Origin of the sequence: Photorhabdus sp. RM96S (assembly GCF_042879335.1) — a bacterium.
Lineage (GTDB): Bacteria > Pseudomonadota > Gammaproteobacteria > Enterobacterales > Enterobacteriaceae > Photorhabdus > Photorhabdus kayaii.
Map to the genome: position 1 here is coordinate 39683 of NZ_JBHFKT010000024.1, position 26316 is coordinate 65998.

Below are 26316 nucleotides of genomic sequence, written 5' to 3' on the forward strand. Positions count from 1 at the left end.
TTTTGCCTGGCAATTAAGGGATGATAGAAACGATTTGGAGAAGATAATGAAAGACTTTCTGATTGCCCCATCCATTTTATCTGCAAATTTTGCGCGGCTGGGTGAAGATACAGCTAAGGTGCTGGCAGCAGGGGCTGACGTTGTTCACTTTGATGTGATGGACAACCATTATGTCCCTAACCTGACTATCGGGCCTATGGTCTGCCAGGCTCTAAGAGATTATGGTATCACTGCACCAATCGATGTTCATTTGATGGTAAAACCGGTTGACCGCATTATCCCTGATTTTGCCAAAGCAGGAGCAACTTACATTACCTTCCACCCAGAAACCAGCGAGCATATTGACCGCAGTTTACAACTGATCAAAGAGTATGGTTGTAAAGCTGGTTTGGTATTCAATCCTGCAACTCCATTGAGTTATCTTGATTATGTCTTGGATAAACTGGATATCATTCTATTGATGTCGGTAAATCCCGGTTTCGGTGGTCAATCTTTCATCCCTGGAACACTAGAGAAACTGCGTCAGGTTCGTAAAATCATTGATGAAAGCGGTTATGATATTCGTCTTGAAGTAGACGGTGGCATTAAAGCTAGCAACATTGCCGCGGCAGCAACCGCGGGGGCAGATATGTTTGTTGCTGGCTCAGCTATTTTCAGTCAGCCTGATTACAAAACTGTTATTGATAATATGCGTAGTGAATTGTCAAAGGTATCTCATGGTAAGTAAGGTATTAAAAGGTATTCGTGCTATCGCTTTTGATCTGGACGGCACACTGGTAGACAGCGCCGATGGTTTAGCTGATGCACTGGATCAAGCGCTGTTAGCCAAAGATCTCCCTGCTGCGGGAAAAGAGCGGGTTGCTGCTTGGGTAGGTAATGGTGCAGACATTATGGTCGAACGGGCGTTGACATGGGCCAGAGTCAAATTGACCGCGCAACTGCATAAAGAAACCCGTGAGCTATTTGATCGATTCTATGAAACAACTGTAACAACAGGCAGTCAACTGTTCCCAGAAGTCAAAGCTACATTGGCTGAACTGGCAAAACACAATTTGCCAATGGGTATCATCACCAATAAACCAACACCTTTCATTGCTCCTCTGCTGGCTTCTTTAGGCATCAGTGAATATTTCTCATTAGTGTTAGGTGGTGATGATGTTAAAGAGAAAAAGCCACATCCGGCACCTATTTATTTAACAATGGGCACATTCGGACTGCGTAAGGAAGAACTGCTCTTTGTCGGTGATTCCCGTAATGATATTTTAGCAGCACAAGCGGCTGGTTGCCCTTGTGTTGGTTTAACTTATGGATATAACTACGGTGAATCTATTGCATTAAGCAATCCAGATTGCATATTAACGAATTTTTCGGATCTGCTATCCATAATTGAACTCCCATATTTAAAACTTCAGGAAGCATAATAAAATGAATAAACCCACTGTATCTGAAACACTAAACTCCCAAAAACCTATTGTATTCAGCGGCGCACAGCCTTCCGGTGAATTAACCATCGGTAACTATATGGGGGCGTTACGTCAGTGGGTTAAAATGCAGGATGATTATGACTGCATCTATTGCATTGTTGACCAACATGCAATTACAGTCCGCCAGGACTCAAAAGAGTTGAGAAAACGCACTCTGGATACACTAGCTCTCTACTTGGCTTGTGGCATTGACCCAGAGAAAAGTACTATTTTTGTCCAATCTCATGTCCCACAACACGCTCAGTTAAGCTGGGTTCTAAACTGTTATACCTATTTTGGTGAACTCAGCCGCATGACTCAGTTTAAAGACAAATCAGCCCGTCATGCCGAAAACATCAATGCAGGCTTGTTTGACTATCCTGTACTGATGGCGGCGGATATTTTGGTATACCAAACAAATCAGGTTCCTGTAGGTATCGATCAGAAACAACATCTTGAATTGAGCCGTGATATTGCTCAACGATTTAATGCCATCTACGGCAATATCTTCTCTTTACCAGAGCCGTTTATCCCAACCGGTGGTGCCCGTGTTATGGCCCTTCAAGACCCAGAAAAGAAAATGTCCAAGTCAGATGATAACCGTAACAACGTTATCGCTCTGTTGGAAGATCCAAAATCAGCCGCTAAAAAGATAAAACGCGCAGTCACAGATTCAGAAGAACCTCCTCGTGTTCGCTATGATCTGGAACAAAAACCGGGTGTTTCCAATTTATTAGATATCCTCGCGGGTGTTACTGACAAAACCATTCCTGAACTGGAAGCAGAATTTGAAGGCCAGATGTATGGTCATTTAAAAAGTGCTGTTGCTGATGCAGTTTCCGGTATGTTGACTGAGTTACAAGAGCGTTTCCACTATTTCCGTAATGATGAAATCCTGCTGAACAAAATCATGGCAGAAGGTGCAGCGAAGGCAAAAGCCCGCGCTCAGATTACGCTAGATAAAGTGTATGAAGCTGTTGGCTTTATTGCTCATCCTTAATAATTAACCTGCATTCTGTTTAAGCCGTCATTGGAAAATCTTCTCCTGAGTAGAAAACTTTCAGTGATGGTTTCTTCCATTTAAGGCAGTAAGCAATCACACCACCTGAATTACGGCGAAATGTACCGATATGGTGAGCCGATTGCTTCTTCATTTGTTGAATCGACGATCAATGAAGTCATCGCTAAACGCATGGTGAAAAGCAGCAGATGCAATGGAGCCAACAAAGTGTGCATTACTAACTCCAGACATGCGCAGCGGTACTCAATGATAATTTAAAAGCCCGATTCGAGCATTGGTATCCGGGCATAAAATTATGTGAAGAAACGGATCATAATTTAACAGAGGTGGTTACCGCATAAGTGCCCCTGACTTTTTTATGTTCTCCTTAACAATAACCAATTGCCATTATTTTTTGGTAGCGTTCCACCAGTAATGTTTCAATATCGAGCTTTTTCAATGCTGACAAATCGGCGAGTAGCTGTTGTTTTAAATTTTCACCCGCGATCAGATAATCACGATGAGCACCACCAAGTGGTTCTGGGATAATAGTATCGATAATACCAAGCTCTTTAAGTCGTTTCGCCGTCATTCCCATCGCTTCAGCGGCAACCTGAGCTTTTTGTGCATCTTTCCAAAGAATAGATGCGCAACCTTCCGGTGAAATTGCCGCATAGGTACTGTATTCCAACATATTAATGCGATCGCCAACCCCTATCGCTAACGCGCCACCAGAGCAACCTTCTCCTGTGATCACACAGACGATTGGTGTTTTTAAGCAAGACATTTCCATAATGTTTCGCGCAATCGCTTCGGCTTGTCCCCGCTCTTCAGCACCAATACCTGGATAAGCGCCCGCAGAATCAATAAGAGTCACCACTGGTATATGGAAACGCTCGGCCATTTTCATTAAGCGTAATGCTTTGCGATAACCCTCAGGGGAAGGCATGCCAAAGTTGCGCATCACTTTTTCTTTCGTGGTACGGCCTTTTTGCTGCCCTATTACCATCACAGGTTGGTCATCAAGACGAGCTAAACCGCCAACAAGGGCTTTATCATCTGCAAATGCTCGGTCACCCGCTAGCTCTTGAAACTCAGTAAAGATCAAAGAAACATAGTCGAGGGTGTAAGGTCTCATGGGGTGTCTGGCAAGTTGGACGATTTCCCAAGCGCCAAGTTGAGAAAAAATGGTTTTCGTTAATGAAAGACATTTCTTCTCAAGTAATTTGATTTCCTCGTCGATCTTAATATCCGACAGATGGCTATTTTCTTTAAAGGTCACTAAAGCGTCGATTTTTTCATTCAATTCGACGATTGGTTTTTCAAATGCGAGAAAATGAGTAGACATAGAATCCTTAACATGGTAACCATCCCATTTTTAATGGAGGTTATTAGCAGTAGAATTTTTGTTTTGTGACAGCGTCAATTTTTGAATAGGGGTTATTCCCCGCTAATCCCATGTTAGGGAGTTCGTGATTATAAGTCTATAACCATCGCGTTGTTTTATCTTGGTGACCATAGATTTTATGCTCTCGTATAGGTATACAGAGTGAAGTTTGTTATTTATTTCTGACCTTTTCATTCATCACATAAGCCCAGTCTTTCACCAACTCACTCCGATGGTAACCGGCTCCGTCAAGGATAATATGCACCTTCTGACTGACCGGATAGGTTTCACGAATGGCAATGAAGAATTCGGCGATATGATTAACTGTCGATACGGTCATACTCGCGTCCCCCCGTTTTACTGATATCGGCCAGATTCAGGGCGCCCATCAGGTTCAGACGGGGACGGTTTCCCGTTGTTTTCACCGCGGTTTTCTGGCTTTTGCACATCCAGCCATAAGCGAGTTTCGTCCCCTGCGTGGGATGGAGGTATTCAAGTTCGGCTTTTTGTTCATCGGTAATGAATATTTTCATGACTGATACCATGATCCTCATTTTGGGGAAAATCAAGCAGTTTCAATGAGCACGGGTATACTACGATTTTGGATATTAACAGATAAAAAATAAAAAACACTAAAAAATATAAAAACAAATGAAAACCATATTGAAAGATTGTAACTAAACGTAATGAATAATAAGTTAATTAATAAAATAGAATAAAATTAACCACATGTCATTTTATTAAAAATATAAATTAGATATTATATATGAACTATATTACATCAAATGAAATTATTTTTAGAATAGGAACTTTGATGTAATAATTTTGCAGCCGGATTATATTTTCTTGAATTAATCACAGCGTGGAGTCTAATTTAATGTTGTATATTATGAATACACGTTAAGAAATAAAAGTATGGTATTTATCACAAAAAGGAATCTTAGATTCTCTTATAATAAGTTAAATTACTAAGACAGCCGGTCAATTATTATGGCTGGCGACTTTTTAGCCAAAGGAAAATGCATTATTTACATTTATTGAACGAAAATCGCTATTTACAGTGATAAAAAAAATTGTAGGCTCATTCGCAAAAGCAGCAACAAAGTACTTATCTTTTTAAAACTAAAAATTAGAACTATACCCAATAGATTTCAAGTTGCAGCGCGGCGGCAAGTGAACGCAGCCAACAAAGCAGCAACTTGAAAGATGAAGGGTATATACCGAATGAACTTCAAAATGCTTGAGCCGTCAGATATAAAAACATTTAAATTCAACAACATAATCATTTTTCAAACATGCACTTTGAAGTATCTTGAGTATATAACCATTGATAATGACCTGGGATTTACTACTCATGATCGTACCAGTAAAAATTTAGGAAAAAAATATTGTTCCCATCCTTATTATCTTTGAGATAAAGGGATAAAAGAGGATCCTAATAGGTTATTTTCTAAAAACAAATTTTAATATCATTGATTGATTGCTTGTAGGAGCCAAACCTAAGGGCGGTAGCGTACTCAAATAGGATAAAAGCCCCACCCAATCAGAGTGGGATTCTTTGCCGTTAATTTAATCAAATATAAGCTGGCTACGGAATTCACCTGACCACGTTGCTATTCGACGTTTAGCTTTATGACTATCTTTAATACTGGCATCTTGATTAATCACATTTAACGCAATCAGGTTAAAGAACGCCATTTGGGTGCTTACATCAGCTATACCCTGAATCAATGGCCGAAGCTGCTGACCTATCTGGATGACGGAGATACCAGTATTGATAACAATGTCACTGAGCGGGATATTCGCCCTTTACCACGGGGCGGAAAAACTGGACTTGATCTTCTACCGTGGAATGTTAATCTCAGTGAGATTGAGTCTAATCACACGGGTTAATTGGACGCTTACGACTCTCTTTGAAACCGAATATATGTTTGCGACTACTTTTGTCAGAAAAATATGCCACCCACTTGAATTGAGTCGGTGTCCATATAAGTTACATAGTAAATTTAACATAAACAAAATAGGAAAATTATGGATAAGAAAGAAGTTATCGCTTATATAAAAGAAAAAATTATTTATGAAAATCTTGAACTCAGTGAATGGGGGCATGAACTATCAGATATTAAAGATGATACATCTTTAATATCTGACGATGGACTGGCTTTGGATTCTGTAGATTTACTTGATATTTTTGTAGGGGTTCAGCAGAAATATGGCATTGAATTAGGTAACATAACTAAAGAAATGATGGAAGAACATTGTAGAACGCCATTAACCTTAACTGAACTGGTTATTAATAATCTTAGTGGCAATTGAGATAAATAACATAAATGGCCATTAGATAATACTTGATGGGTCATTTGAATTTATTTTTATATGGCCTGTCAATCCATTTGCGAATAGTTGTTAAACCTATAAGTATTTCTATAGAATATGAAAACACTAATTATAACCAACTATCAATCAAATCTCGTTGAACATATACTCAATAACCTTGACTCTGACGATATTCTTTTGCACTCAGTAGATATTAAATATAACACTAAAGAAAATTCAAAAGTTAAGTTGATTGAGAAAATTGAAAATCATAATGATACTTATGAAAATGTCATTGTTGATTTGAGATACAATGAGCAAGAAGACTTAGAGAAAATAGTAGACAGTCCTGATATCAACAATAGAGATGGTCTTTTTTCAAATACAGTAACTGATAATGTTCTATTTGTAATGAAAACGATAAAGGGTTTAATATTAGATAACATAAAATCAGGTAAGGGAAAATACTTCTTCCTGTTACAAGATGATTCATTCGGTTATCTAGACAGCTGCTATAGCTCTCCAGTATACAACGAGACAATAACTGCAATGTCGAAATCCTTAGCAAAAGAGTACTCTCGTTACAATATGTTTTTTAATACATTGGTAATTCAACCCGAGTTAAAGGAGTTGAAACTTGATCGAAATAGTAAAGAAGTTTTAAAAAACTATGCATTGAAATATAAAACAATCAACTATGAGGATGTAACTAAGTTTCTAATTTCAATGATTCAAAACGAGTTTCCCTTAAGTGGGGCTACGATACGGCTAGGAAATGGAGTTGTAGACTATGTCTAAGAAAGTAGTACTCATTACCGGAGGAGGCAGAGGGATCGGTAAAGAAATTTGCATGAAACTATCATCCGAAAATACCCATGTAGCTCTAACATATACAAGAAATTCATATAAGGCAGAAGAAGTTAAACATTATCTAGATGAAAGAAACATATCATCTTCTATCCATATGCTAGATATTAAAGACTTCCACATGTGCAAATCAATAGTTGAGGAAATTGAAAAAAAACAGGGTTCAATAAATATACTTGTAAACAATGCAGGTATAACTTTGAGTAAACAATTTGTCAGTTGTAATGATGCAGAGAATAAAGACGTTTTATATACTAACCTTCAAGGCGTTATAAACATGACTTTAGCTTCTGTCCCATCCTTGAAAAATTCCACATCTAGCAACAATATGGGAAGAATTATAAACATATCCTCAAACACATCGCTTTGCGGCAATGCGGGTCAAGTAGCATATAGTAGCTCCAAAGGAGGCGTCAATGGATTCACAAGACTTTGCGCAAGAGTTTTATCAAAATACAATATCATTGTGAATGCTATTGCCCCCGGATATATCGACACCGATATGACAAATGACATCCCAAAAAGTATCTATGAGCATGTATTACGTGCTTCAGCTATAAGTCGTGTAGGAAATGTGGAAGATGTCAGCTCAATAGTTAAATTACTATGTGATGAAAATTGTAATTACATGACTGGTCAAGTGCTCCATGTTGATGGTGGAAAGTTCTGTTAAGTATCTAATAAGGTCAGAGCGGGATTCTACTTTGTGTAAAAATTATCTATTTCTCAGATATAGATAATTTCTCACATTCAATACGTTTTATTGATAGGTTTTGACATCTCGGCTGCGCATTTATTGATGCAGCCAGAGAATTGTTTTTATACATAATAATCATATAAAAAATGTGAGATCCCGCCCTGCTAATAAGGTAAATTAATGAAAAATTCAATTATTATTACTGGTATGGGATTATATACCCCACCTGTTCCTAATTTAGATGAATTAAAATTATATATTGAAGACAAACACAAGCTAATAAATAACCATGAATACAATTCTATTGGAATAAAAAATGCGACTGTATCTGTTCATGATATAGAATGTACAGATTCTTTTGGAAAAAATGGTTGGATTAATAATGCTTCTATTTTTGCTTTACGAGCAACTCAAGAAGCTATCAAAAATTCGGGATTAGATCTTGATGATTATGATAAGAGTAGGATTTCTGTTGTATTAGGCAGTTATAACTCTGGGACAGATAGTTACTCAAAGATGTTCTCTAAGGTACTGAAAGGAAACGTAGAACAAGTAAAGCTTAGTGAACTTATGTCATCAATGTTGTCTCATTGTAGTAACGCTATTGCATCCCGTTACAACATCGAAGGAAAAAACATTGTCGTTTCATCAGCATGCTCTTCTAGTTTAACCGCTGTAGGCATAGCTACTGATTTACTAAACTCTAATAAAGCTGACTTAGTAATTTGTGGAGGTTGTGACTGTGTTGATCTGCCGGTATTGGCTGGATTTAATAGTTTGAGCGCATTAAATGAAGGAAGATGTGCACCTTTTTCAGAACTTAAAGGGATAAATTTAGGTGAAGGTGCAGGTATTTTGATACTAGCAAGAAATAATGACAAAAATAGTAGTAAATGGTTAGTAGCGGGATATGGTGCGTCAAGTGACGCTTATCATGAAACATCACCAGAGCCAAATGGGGCAGGAGCCATACAGGCCATTGATGCAGCTCTATTTGCCGCTGACCTTAGTAGAAAAGATATAGATTTAATTTCTGCTCATGCTACAGGCACAAGCGCAAACGATGTACCAGAATCGCAAGCTTACGAGAGGCTGTTTGGTAACGATATTCCCGTGAGCGTAATGAAACCTTTTTACGGTCATACATTAGGAGCCTCGGGAATTATAGAACTCATCAGTATTTTGTCTCTTCTGGACGCCGGTATTACGCCAGAAAATAATCATGTATTAAAACTCAGAGAAGATTGTAGTTCTATAAATCTTAATTACAAAAACTACCCTAGCCAGAAAATTAAGACTATATTGGCAAACAGTTTTGGCTTTGGTGGAAGTAACAGTGCACTAATCGTAACCAAAAACAGTTGTAATCGAAAGGTTAAATATGAAAAAACAGCTATACCTATAATAAAAGCGAGCTCTAATGATGGTGAATTAAAAAAAATAATAAAACCCGAAGGAAGTGTTTTTGGGGAAAAGTGTAGGATTAATCAACAAAATAAAAGATTTAAACGGGATTCACCGGAGATAAAATTCTGCATAGAATCTGTAGGAGATGTGATTGATGGTTTCGAGGATGTAATACAAAGTAGTCCTAGAGCCGGATTAATTACTGGGAACTCACAAAGACCGCAAAAATGTTTAGAAACTTATTTAAAGTCTATCTATGAAGGTGATCCCAAGTTTGCGAGTGCTCGTCATTTTCCTGGGCATATCGTTAGCGCAATCTGTGGTCAGGTGTCTATCGCGCATAAAATTAGTGGACATTGCACGGTATTATGCAGTCCAACAGCTGCTTTCGAATATAGTGTAGATCTTTTAAGGAGCAATACTCAAGATTATATGATTGCTTGTTCAAGTGATGAAGTAACGCCTGCACAAGAAAGTGTTATAAACCATTTGTTTAAAGATGCCGAATGTAACCTTACTAATGGGAGTGCAGCTATTCTATTGTCCAATAGAGAAAATCTAAATAAGACTAATGGCAAACCAATAGCGTGGGTACGAAGTATACTTCATTCTTCTTATAACGGACTAGTGTTAAGGAATGACATGAAGTTCCATAGTCTTTTGGAACGTCTCATTCTTGATTCTTGTGAAGAAGCATGTATAAGCTATGAAGAAATTGACCATTGTATTTTATCTAGCTCATTGATTGATAATGATATATATGATGGTGCTCGAAGTGTGTTGACCAAATACAACTCAAATTTACTCGTTGAGATTCAGAATGAGAAAAGGCTTTCATCTGACTTTATGACCAATATTGTGGAAGCAACCGAGAAGATATCAAACAATTCTAAAAAAACCGTTTTGGTGATATCGATAGATTTATCTTCAAATATCGGTGTTTGTATTATCTCTAAAGAAGAGAGATTGTCATAACCAGATATCTTTAAATAGGTCAAAAGTAAGTAAAATTAAAAGAAATAATCACTTCTTATGTGGGTGTTGCGTTACGATAAATTTTCATTAATCATTGATAAAATTTATATCCACCCACTTTATTATTTTAAAAATAATAATTATACTCCGGAGATAACTTATTTTGAATAAAAAAAACAGTCATGGAGCTATTGTTGAAACTATTTCGAGTGAATCTTTTTCCATACTATTCCCTCATAGTTGTTCATTTTTTAATGGACATTTCCCAAACAATCCTATTGTCCCTGGTGTGCTGCTATTGGATACAATATATGACAACCTTGTCAAAATAGGTGTGCTAAATATTAATGGCATAGATAACGCTCGTTTCTATAATACTGTTCAGCCAAATGAAAAAATAACAGTTAAGTTAAATAATTTATCGAATAAGGTTGTTTGCACAGCAAAAAGTGAAAAAGGTAAGGTGTTAAAAGCTAGTTTTATGAAAAGGCTTTAATATGATAGATTATTCAACACAATCATATAATACGACACTGGGTGATTCTTTCCTTAGTATTAATACGATTAATAGTTCTCCTCTAAGTTTAGCGAGAAACTGTAGGAATATTATAGAGCATCAGAGTGGCGTCAACGCTCATAAGATCCCCTTAGCTAGACATAAGGATTATGAGCTTCGTACAGCTTCAGAAGTTCTTAAAGAGGCATATAAACGAGGTCTTAACTTAAACTCTGAAAATCCTTTTGAAAAAAAAATAATTGGAAATTGTCAAACAATTTCACTGTTATGTATAGGAATTATGCGTGAATTGGGAATTCCTTCGAGATATCGATTTTGCTTGTGTACATATTTTGAACCAGGCTCATATGTTGAACACATCGTAATTGAGTATTGGTGTTTTTCAAATAACACGTGGAAGGTTTTAGATCCAACAGTCACTCATGAGATTATTGAAAAAAACAAGACTTCTATTGATTTTGATTTTGATAATATACCTAAAGAGAAATCTAATATATTTACAGATCTATGGAAGAATTACAGACGAGGCGATTTAGATATTGATGAGTTACATCATAAATCATACAAAAAAATTGTTGGATTTGAACGATTCGTGTGGAGAACATTACAGGATATCTTAGCTTTAAATAAAGTAGAGTTGTTTTATTGGGATTACTTCGATTTTAGAAAGTATGTGAATGATCCCACGTTAGTTGATGTGCTAATTGATAATATAGATGAAAACAAGAAAGAGATCTCTAATATTAATATTAACTTTGACGGCTTTACTAATTTACACCCCTACCAAAGAGATTATAAATAATGCAAGATTTTATTAAAGGTGCACATGCTGAACCTTTTTCCTTTGTTCACTCAGTTGAGTCTATCTCTAAAGATGAAGTAACTGCACGATCTCATTTTTCTACTGAGAGTACATATAGAGAGTGCTGTCAAAATTCTTGGCATTTAATTGTAGAATCCTTAGCTCAGGCAGCGGGGATACATATAAAAAATCAACTTGATATTAACTACAATGGATATTTAGTAGGCGTGGATGATTTAAATATTGAGAATGCCAATGTACTTATGGAAGATTACTTCTTGGTGGCTAGAATGATAAGTAATATTGATAATAAGTACTTGTATCATTGTGAGGCCATGGGTGATATGCATCGCCCTATCTTAACCTGTAGGATTTTACTGTCCAACTCAAATTAAATTACAGAGTGAATAAAGTTTTCCTTATTTTTAGTTGGTTTCTTTCTCCGGTTCAGTAAATTCAAAAAAGGAGAGGTTTTTTATGGCAAAGTCTATTTTGGCTCTGATCACCTCCCTCTCTGTCAGGATTGTTTCTATCTGACGATTTACTCCTACTTTTAACCATGTTCTATTTTTAAACTGCCTTCGGTTATGAGCTAGTTTATTATTCGATTAAGTTTCATGGGCATTATTTACGCTCAGTATAAATCATTAATGGATAAAAAAATGAAAACAAAAGATAGAGTTATTAACGAACCCGTAAATAGTGATGAAGAAAACTTAGCTTCATTGAGCTTGAAAAGTTTCCATATAAAATTTAATAAGGAAACTTCCCTTGAAGATATTTCATACGCAGCTATAAATCATTTGCCAGTGACCCTAGATGATGAGGTGATCGCTAGAGTCGAAAAGTCACGTCATATTTTAGAAAGTATGGTAGAGGAAGACCGAGTTATTTATGGTGTAAATACAAGCATGGGGGGTTTTGTCAATTATATTGTTCCTATTGATAAGGCGAGTGAGTTGCAAAACAATTTAATTAACGCAGTTGCTACTAATGTAGGAAAATTTTTTGACGATACGACCGTCAGAGCAACAATGTTGGCGCGAATTGTGTCGTTGTCTCGTGGTAACTCCGCTATTTCTGTGACTAACCTCTGTAAGCTGATTGACGTTTATAACAAAGGGGTTGTCCCTTGCGTTCCTGAAAAGGGGTCTTTGGGCACCAGTGGTGATCTTGGGCCATTGGCAGCGATTGCTCTTGTTTGCACAGGCCAATGGAAAGCACGATATCAGGGGGAGCAAATGAGTGGTATCGAGGCGCTTGAAAAAGCAGGTATCTCCCCAATGGTACTGAGCTTTAAAGAAGGGCTAGCGCTGATCAATGGAACCTCAGCGATGGTAGGTTTGGGGTCGTTATTATATGACGAAGTGCAGCAGGTGTTTGATACTTACCTTACTATCAGTGCGCTGTCTATTGAAGGACTACATGGTAAAACCAAACCATTTGACCCAGCCGTACACAAACTTAAGCCACACAAAGGGCAACTCGAAGTCGCAACTGCCATATGGAATATATTAGCTGAGTCGTCTCTGGCGGTGAATGAACATGATATAGAAAAAATAATTTCTCAAGAAATGGATGGTTTGGTCAAGCCAAGCTGCCATCAGATAGAGGATGCTTACTCTATTCGTTGTACGCCGCAAATTCTTGGGCCTATTGCTGATAATCTCAAGAATATTCAACAAACTTTAAAGAATGAGCTGAATTCATCTAGCGATAACCCGTTGATTGATCAAAACACTGAGGAAGTATTCCATAACGGTCACTTTCATGGTCAATATATCGCAATGGCGATGGATCATCTGAATATTGCACTTGTCACGATAATGAATTTATCAAACCGTCGGATTGATAGATTTATGGATAAATCCAACAGCAATGGTTTACCTGCATTTTTATGTGCAGAAAATGCAGGATTAAGATTAGGCTTAATGGGTGGACAATTTATGACTGCGTCAATAACCGCCGAATCCCGAGCATCGTGTATGCCTATGTCTATTCAGTCCCTTAGCAGCACCGGTGACTTTCAGGATATTGTTTCGTTAGGTTTAGTGTCTGCTAGACGAGTCAGAGAACAGTTGAAGAACTTAAAGTATGTTATGGCTTTTGAGTTATTATGTGCTTGTCAGGCAGTCGATATTCGTGGTAACGCTGGCTTGAGTAAAGCTACCCGAGCTCTCTATGAAAAAACGCGTAATCAAGTCCCCTATTTAAACGAAGATAAAACAATCACGGACTATATTGAATTTATTGTGAAAAACGTGCTAACAAAAAATTCTGACATTTAATTGATATATATAAAGTGTCCAAGCCATAATTATCTATTAAATAGACCTATTCGGTTTTTATGAAATTCTCAAGCGAAGTAATGCTGAGTGATCTTGTAGAATTCTGGTTTAATAATAGGTTTATCTAATTTTGATGTTTTCTATGTGTATTGTTTTACCACGCTAATTACCATGTTATCTAATAATATAAATTCGCATGATTATACAGTTATATCTATATACTCAAGATACTTCAAAGTGCATGTTTGAAAAACGATTATGTTATTTAATTTAAATGTTTTTATATCTGACGACTCAAGCATCTTGAAGTTCATTCGGTATATAATAATATATTTTAAATCACTACAAATATATAATTTGGAGATTGTAAAGTGGAAAAATCGACGATTGAAAAAGAGCTTAAAAATGAAATTGACAAAATATGCAATTATAATATAAGCACTGAAATTTCAGGAGATACAAAACTAAAAAGCCATCTAGATTCAGTTGATATTCTTCGATTCATACACAAAATTAACACAGATTACAATTTGAATTTTGGTAGTAAAATAGAAGATGAGAAATACTTAGATACATTTGATTCGATTGTTTCTTGGGTTCATAGTTCTATAAATAAATAAGATAAAAATGAAAAAAAACAATTTAATATTAATGATAAAACGTTTTGAAAATAATCATAACGTGGCTTATTACGATCATAACAATGGAAAAACATTTTCATATATTTATTCGGAAATAAAATCCATATTAAATTACTTTGATTTTAAAGGAATTACCAAAGGGAAAAAAGTAATATCATTTATGGATAAGGCGTTTTCAGAGTTTTCGCTTTTTTATGCATGTTTATTAAAAGGAGTGGCTTTTTGCCCTCTGGATAATAATATACCATCAAACAGGCTATCAATGATAATATCAGATGTTAATCCTGATTTAATTGTAGCTGATAATTTTTATATTGGTGATGAAAGTTCATTTCGAGAAGATCTGTTAATTCATAAAGATTGTATAGTCTCTAATGGGGAATTTATTTCTCCGCTAGAACATGATATATACTATGAAGATAGCTTAATCACGGATTACACTGATACTGTCGCGTATATTATTTTTACATCTGGATCTACAGGTAAGCCAAAAGGCGTTCAAATTACTCATGATAACTTCAATTCATTCATAGACGCATTATATCCTCAATACGTAAGTGAAAAACCTGAGAAATATTTATCTATTGGTCCTTTGTATTTTGACATGACCATTTTGGATAGTATTCTACCTCCACTATATGAGCATTCTGTATATTTATATAAACCACCATTTATACCCAGTATTTTCGCTAACATTATTGAAAGATATAATATAACTAGATTTAGTTGTGTCCCGTCTGTACTAAAAATTTTGCTCCCACAACTCAGTGAGGGTGGGGTATTTAATCAATTCAAATCGTTAAATCTAATTTTACTTGGTGCTGAAAAACCCAATGAACAATCGATTAAAACTTTATTGGAAAACATTCCTCAGCTTAAAGTCATAAATGCATATGGTCCTACAGAAGGTACTATGTGCTGCTTCTCCTCCGAAATTACTAGCGATAATATGACTAGAGATATAAGTATTGGCAAGCCCTTTAGAGGATTAGAATATATTTTAGAAACAAGTTATGGATATTCAAAATTTGGAGAAGGGAAGCTTTTAATCTCAGGAAATCAAATAATGAAGGGGTACATAAATCATTCGCAATGTGATGATCCATTTATTTTTCACAATGGTGTTAAATACTATGATACAAATGATATTGTTAAGGTTAGCGATGATGGTATCTTCTACTTTATAGGTAGATCAGATGATGAAGTCAAACTAAATGGATTCAGGGTACACCTTCAAGACGTTGAAATGAACATAAAGAAATTACTTAATGTTGGTAATATATTTTTGCATAAATACAGCACCAATAGTAAAGATTACTTAGTTCTATCATACGAGGAAAATTCGATAGTAGACCCGAATGAATGTTTCATTAATTTAGAAAAATTGTTACCAAAATACATGGTTCCTAATATTTTTTTAGTTTTCAAGTCATTGCCAAGGCTTCGAAATTCGAAATTGGATAGAAGTAAAATTCAATCAATAGCAAATGAAAAAATCGAATCCTCAAATAAAACTTTACCCTCTAGTAAGTTTATTACTCTAAAAATACAGTAGTTTTTATTATCTTAATGGTGTTGCTCTAATGCTTCGCCAATTATGCAGTGCCCGGCATAATTGTTGTTATCACATAGTAATCTAAAAATCATTTGGATCACTTTTACGTTTAAATATACCTTACAGAGTATTTAAAACTTAAGCTGTTTGTGATTTTTCTGGCTTATTATGCTTCGATATAATTTTTAATCAGGTGATTGTTTTGATTGATTTTAAATTTATTGTAAGTTAAATAAAGGGAAACTTAATGAAAGATGCTAACCTAAAGGATGCACTTCGTGCTGTAAGAGAGCGTTATGCAAGGAAAACTGCCATCGTATCGAATGGAGTGGTATATTCATATAGCGAGTTGAATAAATTAATCAAAATTTGTAAAAAGGCCATAGCACGTAGTGATACGACAGTTCTGATAAATGTCGATGATAGGCTGAAAGCAATAATTCTTATTTTGTCAGCAATTGATTGTGATGTAACTTTTATTCCTGTCGATAATGATCGGCCCGATTCATTTTTAAAAAATATCACAGATAACTTTGCTAAGATTCGTATAATCAATGACGTATGTCTGGAAACTGGTGAACTCTTTTTGCAAACTATAGAGCACCATGATCACACGGATTTGCCTAGGTGCTTAGGCGATGAGGGAGTGATGTCGATAATGTATACTTCAGGCTCCACTGGCAAACCAAAAGGTGTGTTGGTAAGGTCTAACTCCGTGTTTAATTTGCTGTATCGTCCTTCGTTCATCTCGCTCAGTGATGAAGATGTCGTTGCATCCTACTCCTCGTTATCATTCGATGCTTCAACGTTTGAAATTTTTAGCCCCTTATTAGCAGGTGGTACTCTAGTTTTGTTGGACAAAATGACAGTGCTTGACGAAGAGATGCTTGTCCAATTCATTGAACGATATAATATATCTTGCATGTGGATGACAGCTGGCTTGTTTAGGAATCACATGTTGTCAGGTTACTGTAGGGCGTTGACTAAGCTCAAACACCTGATTACTGGCGGGGATAGAGTCGACCACCAAGCCGCGGTTGCATTTCTTGAAAGTACATCTTTTACAAAGCTCTACCATGCTTATGGCCCCACCGAAAACACAGTGTTCACGACGATATCTGAGTTAAAACTCAGCAATATAAGAGAAGAGAAACGCCTTCCAATTGGAAAACTTGTACAAGGTGTCGACTACTTACTGTACGACGAAGATACTGGGCATTATCTTAAAACTGGAGTGGGTCATCTGTATGTCTCTGGAAAGGGACTCTCTGCCGGCTATCATAATAATCCTACCGAAACAAATAAGGCGTTCTGTACCATCGGCAACACCCGATATTACGATACGGGTGATGTCGTGGAATATACGGAGAATGGTGAATTTTACTTTTTAGGTCGGCAGGACCGCCAGGTTAAGTTAAATGGGCATCGAGTAGAACTCGATGATATTGAGAAAAATCTGGAGAATGATGAGCTGATAGTTAAAGCGTTATGCTTTATGTGGCAAGAGCACCTTGTTGCCTTGATAGAGAGCAAAAATAAAGAGTTTGAATTAGAGTCTCTGATATCACGAGCGCGTTCTCAACTGAGAGCCTATGCCATCCCCGACTTTTTTATCGAAAATAATGAATGGCCACTCAGTAAAAATAATAAAGTTGACACAAAGTATTTAATCAATAATACCATCAAGATATTGGAAAATCGTCAAAATAGATCTACTAGCAATTCGGTAAAAAGTATCGCCGAAGAGATACTAGGGAAATGTATTAATCATCGTAGCATCGGCTTATTTGATATTGGATTTGATTCTCTATCAATGCTCACATTAAGTCATAACCTAAGTAAATCATTTGATATAAAAATTACCTTACTTGACCTTTACTCTTCAGGGACATTGGAAGAAGTAGAAAATTTGGTTATGTCTAAAAAATAAAAATAGCCAGAAGCCAGTTCTATATTTCATGAGTTACTCACATCAACCTTTAGACCTTCGAATAACGATATCACTTCCTTTCGCTAACCAGTGATTTAGTGACTTTTGTCGTCGGCATATTCTTCTCAGACAATGAACGCAAGATATTTATTACTTCACCTATGAGCGTGTGGATTGACGTTACAAAAGCTATTTCATCTATCAAAAAAATAAATGCCTATTTCTATACGTCCGAGACGAGTAAATAGCAAAAACAATCAACTGATAAAAGGAGTCACATTATGCACAACTATAATGAAATTGAATTGAAAAACATTGAAATCGTGAAATCCCTGTACACGGATGTGTTTGATACTGGCAACTGTCCAGTGGTCAATAATTACTACCATGATGATGCAAAGTGTCATTTAAAAGGTAAAACACTGCTCGTTGAACAAATGAAAGGTGGGATGGCGGAGTTTGTCGAAAAGCACACATCGATTTCAACCTCGATTGAGTCGCTCTTTGCCGTCGGGGACCGTACCTATGCACGTTTGAATCGTCAGGCGACATTGAAAGGTGAAGAACGGGCTCGTGACATTGAAATTATGGTGGAGAAACGATTTGTTGACGGAAAAGTTGCCGAATTGTGGTTCATGGTTGATGACGAAATATACAGCAATATTTGGCTAAATCAGCTCTCAGCATAACCCCCAAAATCTGGGCATGGAGATCTCCCTTCATGCCTATTACATAGGTAAAAAGAAAATGGATATAGCAATTACTGGCTTCTCCTTTCGCCTTCCTGGTGCAGGTAACATTTTAGAATTAGAAGCGTTGTTGGAGTCAGGTCAAGATGCTCTTACCTTTCCTTCCTATACCCCTAACGACCGCGACGGTTGGGTCAGCCGGGCGGGCTATTTGACCGACGCTGATCAATTTGATTACGAGTTATTTGGCATTTCCCTTCGCGATAGCTATGTAATAGATCCTCAGCAGCGGATGTTCATTCAATGTGCATGGCGGGCTTTAGAACAGGCAGGTTATAACCCGAAGCGCTGTGAGCAGACTGTTGGTGTCTATTCCTCATCTTCTGACAGTCATTACCCTTCCTATCTCGCTGACAGCGAATTAGCGTTGGATAAATATGATCCCTTCGAGATAGAGATTGGCGCGAACAAAGAGCAGCAATCGTTGCGTTGTGCTTATTTATTTGATCTGAAAGGACCGGCAGTAGGCATCCAATCGGCATGTTCGAGTGGTTTGCTTTCTATCCATATGGCAATGCAAGGGATCGCAAGTGGTGATTGTGACATGGCTATCGCCGGTGGCGCCTGCCTCCCTTACCCACTCCATTCAGGTTATCAGTATCAGCCAGGTATGAACCTATCGCAAAGCGGCGTGCTGGCATCCTACTCTAGCAGTGCTGATGGCATGGTTCCGGGGTTTGGCTGCGTGGTGTTTGTCCTCAAGGCACTCGACAAAGCGCGCAATGATAAAGACACCATTTTCGGCGTGTTGTCGGCGAGTAGTATTAATAATGATGGTCGGGCTAAGTCTAGTTATATGGCGCCCTCCATTAAGGGTATTGCAAGAAACATTCAAAATGTACTGGCGAAATCTGCATTGGATGTCCATGAAATAGATTTTGTCGAAGGGCATGGCTCGGGCACCAAAATCGGTGATGTGTTAGAAACCGCAGCGTTGAAAAAAGCCTTTGAAAATAGTGGATTAGAGATTAACAGAATTGCATTGTCTTCGGTTAAAGCCAATGTTGGGCATCTTGACGTCGCAGCGGGTCATGCGGGTCTATTAAAGTCGGTGCTGCAAGTGTGGAACAGCAAGCTGTACCCTGCGGCCAATTTCTCAACACTCAATCCGAACTTGAATTTGGAGCTATCCCCCTTCTATATTCCAACGAAAGTCCATGAAAAAAATAACTTAACGGGGATAGTTAACTCATTGGGTATCGGTGGGACGAATTGCGCCATAGTGATTCGTAGTGAAGAGTTTCGTTTATCGGTGCTGCCGACGACATCGGAGCCAGTGGAAGTGCTGATTGGCGCAGAGAATGACGAGCGCCTGAAAACGTTGCTGCGCCAGTTGCAAGCGGAAATAAAAAGAGATCATCTGTCACTAGAAGATGTGACCTACACCTTAGCGAGACGTTCGATGGGGAAAGCGTGTATGGTGAAGTTTTCTGTTGAATCTCTCTCCGAACTCCATGAGCAAATCGCAGACTCAATTCGCTTAGGTATTGCCAGTCACCATTGGCCAATTTGTCTGAACGAGTACGTTGGAAAAGCAGTGTTAATTGAAGCAAGCGAAATCGATCCTGATTCTGTCGTGAAAGTCGAGTCCCACGCAATGATGCAGGAGAACGCCGAACTTGAAAAAAGGGACAGCGCCCGATCTGAACCGGCTGTTCGTCATGAAATCTTACGCACCATTTGGCTTGATAACTTGATGTTGAACGATGTTGAAGAGGAAGACAGTTTTTCAGATCTGGGCGGTCACTCGATACTAGCACTTTCGTTGGTCACGGACATTAACGCTGCTTTTGACCTCACTTTGACTTTAGATTGGGTGGAAAAATTTGACGTCTTCTCTGCACAACTGCAAGAACTTCAAAGGCTAACAAGCAGAACAAAGCAGTTTTCGTTAGTGAAACCTTTATTTTTTCCTGACCCCGCCAAACGAGCCACGCTTATCTTGATCCACGCTTCTATTTCAGGAGTGGAAATGTACAAAAATCTGTCGAAGAATATTTCTGATGTAACCGAAGTGATAGGGATAGATTCATATAATTTATACAACAAAAACAAAGTGGTTTCGATAGATAAACTCGCTGCCATCTATGCGGACGACATTTTGGGGCACGTAACAGATAAGACGACTCCAATCTTTATTGGAGGCTGGTCATTGGGCGGGTTATTGGCCAGGAAAATCACCGCTCTCTTGACGGGAAAACTACCAGTAAAGGGCAATATCTTATTAGATTCTGTCAAATATTCCCCTTGCAGCGCGCCACTGTTTTCGGATGAGAATCTGTCATATTTCATGGCCCTGGACCACTTTTCTAACACGCTTAGCTGTGACGACAGAGCGAGAGAAAATCTCAAAACAATATTTGAAATAGAAAGGCGTATGGTCAAGGACTTTCAAGATCCAGAGATCAATTTGCCAATACTTAATGTTGTCGCAACACGTTCTCTAACAAAGATAGAGAATGACAAGGTTTCGGCAACATTTGAGTCGTTGAAAAGGAACCACAATAACTGGCAAGTAAATGAATTGATGACGGTTCGCAATATTCACACTGACCATGTCGGGCTGGTTGCAGATTCAAATATCAATGAAGTGTCAAACTGTATTCGAGGATTCTTATATCAATATGTATAAACATATCATTTTATTTAAGTTTAGTGCGTCGCTGTCAACAACTGATGCACTGGACTTGCTTCGTCAGCTGGGTGAATTAAAAGCCAAGATACCCGAGATAAAAAAGTACAGCTATGGTCTCAATGACAGTGACAACCTCAATAATCAGGGTTATCAGTACGCCTTTGTAATGGAATTTGATTCAAAACAAGATCGGGACGCTTATCAAATCAACACACATCATCAAGCGTTTATCAATGAGAAACTCAATTCAGTTATCTCAGAGGCAATTGTCTTCGATATGGTTACAGCTTAGGGGGAATGATGGAACATAAAATTGCAGTTACAGGTATGTCAGGACTATTTCCAGAGGCCAGAGATTACAACGAATTTTGGGATAATCTTTGCAGCGGTCGAGTGTCATACCATGCATATACCGATGAAGAAGGGCACGTGAGATCTAAGGGAAGATGTCCCGATCCGGAAACATTCGATGCTCATCGCTATCGGCTTTCAGAAAAGGAAGCGATGGTTATGGACCCCCAAATAAGAAAATTCATTGAACTGATAGACTCGGCACTTATTGACGGCGATCACCTCGATCGTGGCGCGTTAGGTACTGTCGCGGTAATTGCTACACAAGGCAGCAACCATACTTACCATGATCAATTGCAAATAAACGTAACCAAAGGGCTCACCGAGCCGCCCAATGACCTACTCCTGAATCTGAACAAGGGCACGGACTTCATGGCCACTCGCGCTGCCCATATATTTAACTTTCAGGGACCGTGTTTCAATTTACAATCGGCGTGCTCGTCTTCACTGACAGCCATTGTTGAAGCCTGTTGGATGCTGCAAACAAAACGTTGTGATACCGTAATTTGCGGCGGAGTACATATCTCCTATCCTTTAGAAGTCGGATATAAGTATGAACCTGGATCGATCTATTCAAAAACGGGTGTGTGTCGACCATTTGATAATCATGCAGATGGTACTGTCTCTGCGGATGGGGGAGGCGTGGTTATCCTTAGGCGCCTTCAGGATGCCGAAAATAATGGGGATAATATCCACGCGGTTATCTCCAATGCGTTGAGCAACAATGATGGGTCCAAAAAAACCAGCTACGCCGCTCCCTCTGTGAATGGTCAACACCAACTGCTTGCTCAAGTGTATCGCTCTTCCAAGATAAACCCTCGCAACCTACAGTTCATCGAGTGTCACGCCACGGGGACGATAGTGGGCGATCCGCTGGAAGTTCAGGCCATCAGTCAATTAATGGACAGTTATGGGGTAGATCACGCTTTATCTCCGGTGGTTATTGGTTCTGTCAAAGGCAATATCGGGCATCTCTTTTGGGCGTCGGGGATCGCTTCCATGATCAAGTCAGTCCTGTCGCTTAAGCAAGGTATCTACCCAGGGACGTCAAATTTGACGCAACTTAATGAACTGCTTAGCGATACGGTGCAACATAATCTGTTGTATACAGCGGACAATGTTCCCTTAGATCCAGATAAGCCAGCCATCGCGGCAATCAGCTCTATGGGGGTTGGGGGCACGAATGCCCATCTTGTTATTGAGGGCTATAACACTGGACATCCTATGAAGCCTAAGAAGGCTGATAACAAGGGGGCTCAGAACAGCATCTACTCGTTCTTTACTCAGACCAAAAGCCCGGACGACTCCTCCCATGTCAGCAACCAAGTTAAGGAGAAAGACAGCATTCAACAGAACGTGTTGACCAAAGCGTCCTTATTACCCTATATACTGTCCTTCTATAAGCAGGTTCTCGGGGAAAGTGAGGTCAGCCCGGACAGTGACTACTTCGATCTTTACGGCGACTCTGTTACTGCAGTTGAGCTCATCGCCTTATTTAAATCTGAGCTTGGCATTGAAGTGACCTCAAAAAGCATCTATGACTATTCGACTCCCGAAGCATTAGCCAGTGCCATAGTCACAGCACAGTCGTCAAAGACAGGGCAAGAAGCGGATAGCCAACAGGCGAATAATCGTACGCGTCAGGATGGATTGCTTTCCCCATATCAGCAACGATTTTATTTGTTGGAAAAACTACAGCGCAGTGAGGCGAGCCAATACAATGTACCTTTGTGCTTTGAGATCCCAAAGGGCTTCCCAACAGAGCGGTTCACGCAAACTTTACATGAGATACTTACGCAGTTACCTCAGTTCAGCCAGCAATACAAAATAACGAGAGAGGGGCTTACGTTGGCGACCAGACGAGCGCAGTTGATTGAAATGACTGCGGTCGAGCTGACGCTGGAAAGTTCGCTGGAAGCGTCTTTAAAGGCAGCGTTTGAACAACGATTTGATTTGGAAAGTGGGGCTTTGTGCCGTGTGACGACTCTGACGCACAACGGACAGACATTCCTCACCCTCAACTTTCACCATATTGCGATAGATGGGATGGGTCTGCATAATTTACTGAACGCATTATCCGCTGTTAGTGAGGGGAGCTCAGCACTGAACAGGATATATATCCCCCAGCAAGCGGATCCGGAGATTTCGGATAGCAGTCGTTCATTCTGGCGAGATACGCTGAGTCATGTCCCACGCACGGTGTTATCGAGTGGCTCTAAAATTTCAGCAGGTTCAAAGGGATTGGCACCTGGTCTTCTTGTCTCCCAACTTTCTTCTGATCTGGTTGTTAGGGTTCAGAATGTGGCGCGTAGTCATAGAGTCACGCCGTTCGTCGTCTATTACGCTTTATTCAATTCTACGCTGGCAAATTTCCTGGATACCTCTGTTGTATGTACGGGCACGACACTCGCCAACAGAACAGAATCAGATAGAGAAGCCATTGACTGTCGAATTAATAATATTCCTGTTGTAGTGAATTGTGGAACGGGACCGATTCGCGCGATCCTAAGTGAGACTGACCGAGCATTAAAAACCTGTATGCCTCATGCTCATGTGCCGCTAGATGTGATTTCGTCATTAGCTACAAGTCAAGGTCAAGGACTGTATGACATTCTCTTTATGTATCAGAACCAAAATAGAGGGAACCTCTTAAGATACCGAAAATTCTCTATTCCTGAGTATGCCACTCGATATCAACCAGTCTATTGCAATTTAACGGTCAACCTGGTGCCAGAACAGGAGGGGTTAGCCATCGAAATGATGTTCAACCAGACGAATTATCCCAAGGAGATTGTGGCGAGTTTTATGTCGATGTTTCTGTCCAATATAAACAATTATTTACTAAATCCAGAAAGCCAAAACTGAACGGAGGGATGATGAATTCTACATTTATTCAAAAATTTGAGTCCTCTGCGGAAATGTTGCCTAACAACATTGCACTCATTACAGCAAACCATTCAATGACCTATTCTCAGCTGCATCAAATGGCAAAACGTATTGCTGTGGGTATTCATACTGCAATGAGTGACGATGTGGAGGGTATAGTGCTCTGTTTGCAGAGAAATGAGTCGCTCATAGCAACAATTTTGGCGTGTCATTATCTTGGTATACCTTATATCCCCGTTGATCCCAGAACGGCCAAAGAGAAAATAAACCACATCCTCTCTCAATCTCGTTATTTGTACATCAGTAATGTGCAGAAGAGTGCATGTCAGAAAACGTATTGTGTTACTGAGATCCTGAATGCTGGCTCGCAGTTTGATGGAGAAACGATGGCGCGTCCATCTAAAGAGGCCTACCGTATCTATACGTCAGGCTCGACAGGAGAGCCTAAAGGAGTGATGGTCAGTCATGTTGGGTGTTCCAACTTAATTGAGTATTTTTGCTCGTTGCTGGAATCTAAGCCAGAACACACTTGGTTATCTTCAACCTCAATCTCATTTGATATTTTCTTCCTGGAATATGCGGCCCCTCTGTCTAGCGGCGGGACGTTGATCTTACTGGCGGATAACCAGATTGCTTCACCGCAGCAGGTGGCGAGTCAATTGATACACTGGTCTCCTTCAGTCTATCAAGCCACGCCTTCTATGTTTAAAGGGCTTCTGGCTTATCTGGATAAGAGTTGGCGCTTCCAAAACGTTCTGGTAGGGGGAGAAGCGTTGTCGCAACAATTGTCCTCTTTACTATTTGAAAAAAGTGACTGGCTGTGCAACGTCTATGGTCCGACAGAAACAACGGTATGGTCCAGCGCGCATGTAATTAAACAAGCTGGTGATATGCGTATTGGGCAACCGATACGTCATACCCAGCTGTTAGTATTGAATGAGCAGCAACAAATGTGTAAATCAGGAGAGTTGGGACGCATTCATATTGGTGGAGACGGTTTGTCTATGGGCTATTTTAATAACCCTGAACTTACAGCGAGAAAATTCATTGAGGTGTGCATCGGCGGGCAGATCCAAACGCTATACGATACAGATGACATTGGGTATGTTGATGATGAGGGAATTGTCAATTTTCTCCATAGGGATGGGGGATTCATTAAGAATAATGGACATCGAATTGAACCTAGTGAAATAACGGATGCCTTTGAATCGATAGAGGGTGTCACTGGCTCCGCTGTAATTCAAATTAATGACGAAAGTTTAGACTCTTCAAAATTGATCGGATGGGTTGAATGCTCTCATATAACGGAGACGATGCTAAGGTCAGAGCTAGAGTCTAAATTGAGCTACTACTTGATCCCTCATCATATTTTCACTACCCCAAAACTGCCTTACACACTGAGCGGTAAAGTGGACTCAAACACGCTTGAAGCGATGAGCTTAGTGCAACTGACGAAACCCGCATCAGGCGTCGACACTGCTCCTGCGGGGCTGTGCCCCGAACTCTCTTCCCATCCGGCGGGTAAGATCTTGGGTCGATACTTGGATATCACTCTGATGTCAAAGGACGACAACTTTTTTGAACAAGGGTTAACGTCCATGCAAGCTATCTCTCTTCATATCGATATGCTCGACCTTTACCCCAACTTAGAGTTACATGAACTCTTCGAACGACCATCTTTCCAGACACTTATCGCTGAGCTTGAATCCGCGTAATTGTTACCCTCCTTGGTAATCTTTACCGCTTTTATGGTGTTTACGGCGACTCGAACCATTGCAGCATCTTAATATGTGAATCCAAGGCTACATTTTATTGTTCGTTAAGAAATTGTTTTATAAATAAGGTGATAA

The 26316-nt window shown here is 39.0% G+C and carries 21 protein-coding genes and 4 pseudogenes; 21 read left to right on the top strand and 4 right to left on the bottom strand.

All coding sequences use genetic code 11. From position 1 onward, the window contains the following. The first annotated feature begins 46 nt into the window (after positions 1–46). Genes rpe through trpS form a run of 3 tightly spaced genes read left to right on the top strand, consistent with a single transcriptional unit; the run spans position 47 to position 2463 of the window. Complete coding sequence (gene rpe / locus ACGF49_RS15300) at positions 47–727, top strand: ribulose-phosphate 3-epimerase (protein WP_113042772.1); 681 nt, start codon at positions 47–49, stop codon at positions 725–727. Beyond that, a complete protein-coding gene (locus ACGF49_RS15305) occupies positions 717–1421 on the top strand; it encodes a phosphoglycolate phosphatase (RefSeq protein WP_271866175.1) in 705 nt (234 codons plus the stop codon). Before rpe ends, ACGF49_RS15305 begins: the two co-directional genes overlap by 11 nt. A gap of 4 nt (positions 1422–1425) precedes the next feature. Next, the gene (gene trpS / locus ACGF49_RS15310) at positions 1426–2463 is read left to right on the top strand and encodes a tryptophan--tRNA ligase (RefSeq protein ID WP_113042768.1); all 1038 of its coding nucleotides are present in this window, start codon (positions 1426–1428) and stop codon (positions 2461–2463) included. Between the two features lie 19 nt (positions 2464–2482). Here the strand turns inward: trpS and ACGF49_RS15315 are convergent, their stop codons facing one another. Continuing rightward, the gene (locus ACGF49_RS15315; RefSeq protein WP_262405155.1) at positions 2483–2617 is read right to left on the bottom strand and encodes a hypothetical protein; all 135 of its coding nucleotides are present in this window, start codon (positions 2615–2617) and stop codon (positions 2483–2485) included. Between ACGF49_RS15315 and ACGF49_RS15320 the strand changes: the two are divergent. Then, a pseudogene (locus ACGF49_RS15320) lies at positions 2572–2825 on the top strand (ISKra4 family transposase); the annotation flags it as partial. The gene ACGF49_RS15315 and the pseudogene ACGF49_RS15320 overlap by 46 nt on opposite strands. A 26-nt stretch (positions 2826–2851) precedes the next feature. Here ACGF49_RS15320 and accA read toward each other — a convergent pair. The 3 genes and pseudogenes from accA to ACGF49_RS15335 form a co-directional block, all read right to left on the bottom strand. Then, positions 2852–3811, bottom strand: a complete 960-nt coding sequence (accA, locus tag ACGF49_RS15325) for an acetyl-CoA carboxylase carboxyl transferase subunit alpha (protein WP_387491718.1) — start codon at positions 3809–3811, stop codon at positions 2852–2854. Between the two features lie 232 nt (positions 3812–4043). Next, positions 4044–4347, bottom strand: a pseudogene (locus ACGF49_RS15330) (transposase); the annotation flags it as partial. 1072 nt (positions 4348–5419) lie between these two features. Beyond that, positions 5420–5563: pseudogene (locus ACGF49_RS15335) on the bottom strand (ISAs1 family transposase); the annotation flags it as partial. On the opposite strand from ACGF49_RS15335, the pseudogene ACGF49_RS15340 reads away from it, so the two are divergent. The 17 genes and pseudogenes from ACGF49_RS15340 to ACGF49_RS15420 form a co-directional block, all read left to right on the top strand. After that, positions 5549–5682 (top strand): annotated as a pseudogene (locus ACGF49_RS15340) (transposase); the annotation flags it as partial. The pseudogenes ACGF49_RS15335 and ACGF49_RS15340 overlap by 15 nt on opposite strands. 199 nt (positions 5683–5881) lie before the next feature. Continuing rightward, complete coding sequence (locus ACGF49_RS15345; protein WP_113042765.1) at positions 5882–6166, top strand: acyl carrier protein; 285 nt, start codon at positions 5882–5884, stop codon at positions 6164–6166. Between the two features lie 117 nt (positions 6167–6283). Further along, entirely contained in the window at positions 6284–6964 is a 681-nt protein-coding gene (locus ACGF49_RS15350; RefSeq protein WP_113042763.1) for a hypothetical protein, read from the top strand. After that, a complete protein-coding gene (locus ACGF49_RS15355) occupies positions 6957–7706 on the top strand; it encodes an SDR family NAD(P)-dependent oxidoreductase (protein WP_113042761.1) in 750 nt (249 codons plus the stop codon). Before ACGF49_RS15350 ends, ACGF49_RS15355 begins: the two co-directional genes overlap by 8 nt. 204 nt (positions 7707–7910) lie before the next feature. Beyond that, positions 7911–10112, top strand: a complete 2202-nt coding sequence (locus tag ACGF49_RS15360; RefSeq protein WP_113042759.1) for a beta-ketoacyl-[acyl-carrier-protein] synthase family protein — start codon at positions 7911–7913, stop codon at positions 10110–10112. A gap of 163 nt (positions 10113–10275) precedes the next feature. Further along, the gene (locus ACGF49_RS15365) at positions 10276–10608 is read left to right on the top strand and encodes a hypothetical protein (protein WP_158536572.1); all 333 of its coding nucleotides are present in this window, start codon (positions 10276–10278) and stop codon (positions 10606–10608) included. 1 nt (position 10609) lies between these two features. Beyond that, positions 10610–11431: a transglutaminase-like domain-containing protein gene (locus tag ACGF49_RS15370; protein WP_113042755.1), complete on the top strand. Its 822-nt coding sequence runs from the start codon at positions 10610–10612 to the stop codon at positions 11429–11431. Beyond that, the gene (locus tag ACGF49_RS15375) at positions 11431–11826 is read left to right on the top strand and encodes a hypothetical protein (RefSeq protein WP_113042753.1); all 396 of its coding nucleotides are present in this window, start codon (positions 11431–11433) and stop codon (positions 11824–11826) included. Before ACGF49_RS15370 ends, ACGF49_RS15375 begins: the two co-directional genes overlap by 1 nt. Positions 11827–12093: 267 nt before the next feature. Further along, positions 12094–13719: a phenylalanine aminomutase (D-beta-phenylalanine forming) gene (locus ACGF49_RS15380; protein ID WP_191214870.1), complete on the top strand. Its 1626-nt coding sequence runs from the start codon at positions 12094–12096 to the stop codon at positions 13717–13719. 371 nt (positions 13720–14090) lie between these two features. After that, complete coding sequence (locus tag ACGF49_RS15385; RefSeq protein ID WP_113042752.1) at positions 14091–14339, top strand: hypothetical protein; 249 nt, start codon at positions 14091–14093, stop codon at positions 14337–14339. Between the two features lie 7 nt (positions 14340–14346). Then, positions 14347–15915: an AMP-binding protein gene (locus ACGF49_RS15390; protein ID WP_387491727.1), complete on the top strand. Its 1569-nt coding sequence runs from the start codon at positions 14347–14349 to the stop codon at positions 15913–15915. 247 nt (positions 15916–16162) lie between these two features. Next, positions 16163–17845 carry a non-ribosomal peptide synthetase gene (locus tag ACGF49_RS15395; protein ID WP_113042749.1) on the top strand — a complete coding sequence of 561 codons (1683 nt, stop codon included), beginning with the start codon at positions 16163–16165 and terminating at the stop codon, positions 17843–17845. A 281-nt stretch (positions 17846–18126) separates the two neighbouring features. Further along, positions 18127–18534, top strand: a complete 408-nt coding sequence (locus ACGF49_RS15400) for an ester cyclase (protein WP_113042747.1) — start codon at positions 18127–18129, stop codon at positions 18532–18534. A 58-nt stretch (positions 18535–18592) separates the two neighbouring features. After that, entirely contained in the window at positions 18593–21226 is a 2634-nt protein-coding gene (locus ACGF49_RS15405) for a polyketide synthase (RefSeq protein ID WP_158536571.1), read from the top strand. Continuing rightward, entirely contained in the window at positions 21219–21521 is a 303-nt protein-coding gene (locus ACGF49_RS15410; RefSeq protein WP_158536570.1) for a Dabb family protein, read from the top strand. Before ACGF49_RS15405 ends, ACGF49_RS15410 begins: the two co-directional genes overlap by 8 nt. 8 nt (positions 21522–21529) lie before the next feature. After that, a complete protein-coding gene (locus tag ACGF49_RS15415; RefSeq protein WP_158536569.1) occupies positions 21530–24445 on the top strand; it encodes a beta-ketoacyl synthase N-terminal-like domain-containing protein in 2916 nt (971 codons plus the stop codon). Positions 24446–24456: 11 nt separating this feature from the next. Beyond that, a complete protein-coding gene (locus tag ACGF49_RS15420; RefSeq protein ID WP_158536568.1) occupies positions 24457–26181 on the top strand; it encodes an AMP-binding protein in 1725 nt (574 codons plus the stop codon). Positions 26182–26316: the final 135 nt, after the last annotated feature.